Origin of the sequence: Mesorhizobium sp. M7A.F.Ca.CA.002.09.1.1 (assembly GCF_003998555.1) — a bacterium.
Classification (GTDB): Bacteria; Pseudomonadota; Alphaproteobacteria; order Rhizobiales; family Rhizobiaceae; genus Mesorhizobium; species Mesorhizobium ciceri.
In genome coordinates, this window is the sequence record NZ_RZRR01001057.1 from 1 (window position 1) to 1,697 (window position 1,697).

Below are 1,697 nucleotides of genomic sequence, written 5' to 3' on the forward strand. Positions count from 1 at the left end.
GCCGAGGACAGCACCTTGTGGGTGACGGTGTCGCGCTCCATGACGAAGAACTCGCCGCAGTTCATGTGAACCCAGATTTCGCGCGCCGTGCCTTTCGGATTGGTGCGCAGATAGAGGTAATCAGCCCAGCGATCGATCGGCACATCGGCGCCATCCGGCCGCGCATTTCCGGCATCGCCGCCATAGTGGAATTCGGTTTCGTCGCGCGGGCCGCAGAATGGGCAAGGGAAAAGCTGCATAAAATCCTCAATCTTCGTCTTTATGCATGTCGTTCTCCCCAAACCGCTGCGTACTTTTGGGCGACATGCATCAGTGCGCGATGCCGGAGCCGGCCGCTTCGTCGATCAGCCGCCCGCTGGCGAAGCGATCAAGGTCGAACGGACGGCTGATGTGGTTGTGTTCGCCAGTCGCCAGCAGGTTCGCCAGCAGCGTGCCGCCTGCGGGAATGGCCTTGAAGCCGCCCGTGCCCCAGCCGCAATTGAGGAACAGGCCGGGCAGCGGCGAGGGGCCGATGATCGGCGAGGAGTCCGGCACGACATCGACGATCCCAGCCCATTGCCGCATCAGCTTGAGCTGGCCGAAGATCGGGAACATCTCCAAAAGGCCGGCGATCACCCCCTCCAGCGTCGGCAGATTGCCGCGCTGCGCGTAGGAGGGGATGCGGTCGAGCCCGCCGCCGATGACGATCTCGCCCTTGTCCGACTGGCTGACATAGACGCCGCAGCCGGGCGACAGCACCACCGTGTCGAGGATCGGCTTGACCGGTTCGGACACGCAGGCCTGCAGCGCATAGGAATTGATCGGCAGGCGGAAGCCGGCCTTGGCCGCCAGCACCGAAGAATGCCCGGCCACCGCCATGCCGATACGCTCGGCACGGATCGCGCCACGCGAGGTCTGGACGCCACGGCAGCGGCCGCCCTCGATGATGAAATCGGTGATCTCGCAGTTCTGGATGATGTCGACGCCGAGTCGGCTTGCGGCCCGCGCATAGCCCCAGGCGACCGCATCATGGCGTGCCGTTCCGGCCCTGCCTTGCCAGATACCGCCGAACACCGGGAAGCGTGCGTCCGGTGAAAAATTGTAGATCGGCGCCACCCGGCGCACATCGTCAGGCGAAAACAGCTCTGCATTGATGCCGTTGATCTGCATGGCGTTGACGGTGCGGGCGCCGATCTCCATCTCGCCGGTCGAGTGGCAGAGATTGACCATGCCGCGTTGCGACAGCATGACGTTGTAGTTGAGCTCTTTCGACAATCCCTCATAGAGCCGGTGCGCCAGCCCGTATAGCTCGACGCTCTCCGGATAATAGTAGTTGGAGCGCACCACGGTGGTGTTGCGGCCGGTGTTGCCGCCGCCGATCCAGCCTTTTTCCAGCACCGCTACCCTGGTGATGTTGTGGTTCTTGGCCAGGTAATAGGCCGTTGCCAGCCCATGGCCGCCGCCACCGATGACGATCGCATCATAGGACAGTTTCGGCTCGGGCGAGCGCCACGCCGGTTGCCAGCCGGTTTGGCCGGCCAGGCCCTCCTTGAACAGCGAAAAGGCGGAATAGCGTGTGGTCATGACGTGCCGGACCGGCCTGATTTTCGGAAAGAAACGTGGATCATCGCATGGTCTTCCGCACCGACGTCACCGGTTCGATCGGTCATGCCCGCATCGCCTTGCCCAGTGGATCGTATGGCGACGAGGCGATGACG

The 1,697-nt window shown here is 63.5% G+C and carries 2 protein-coding genes; both read right to left on the reverse strand.

Annotated elements, in window-relative coordinates:
• Window positions 1–239: sarcosine oxidase subunit delta (locus EN994_RS30155; protein WP_127308085.1), on the reverse strand; the 239-nt coding region annotated here is incomplete at its 3' end.
• Window positions 240–309: 70 nt separating this feature from the next.
• On the reverse strand, window positions 310–1,563 hold the full coding sequence (locus EN994_RS30160) for a sarcosine oxidase subunit beta (protein WP_063169865.1): 1,254 nt from the start codon (window positions 1,561–1,563) through the stop codon (window positions 310–312).
• Between the last annotated feature and the right edge of the window lie 134 nt (window positions 1,564–1,697).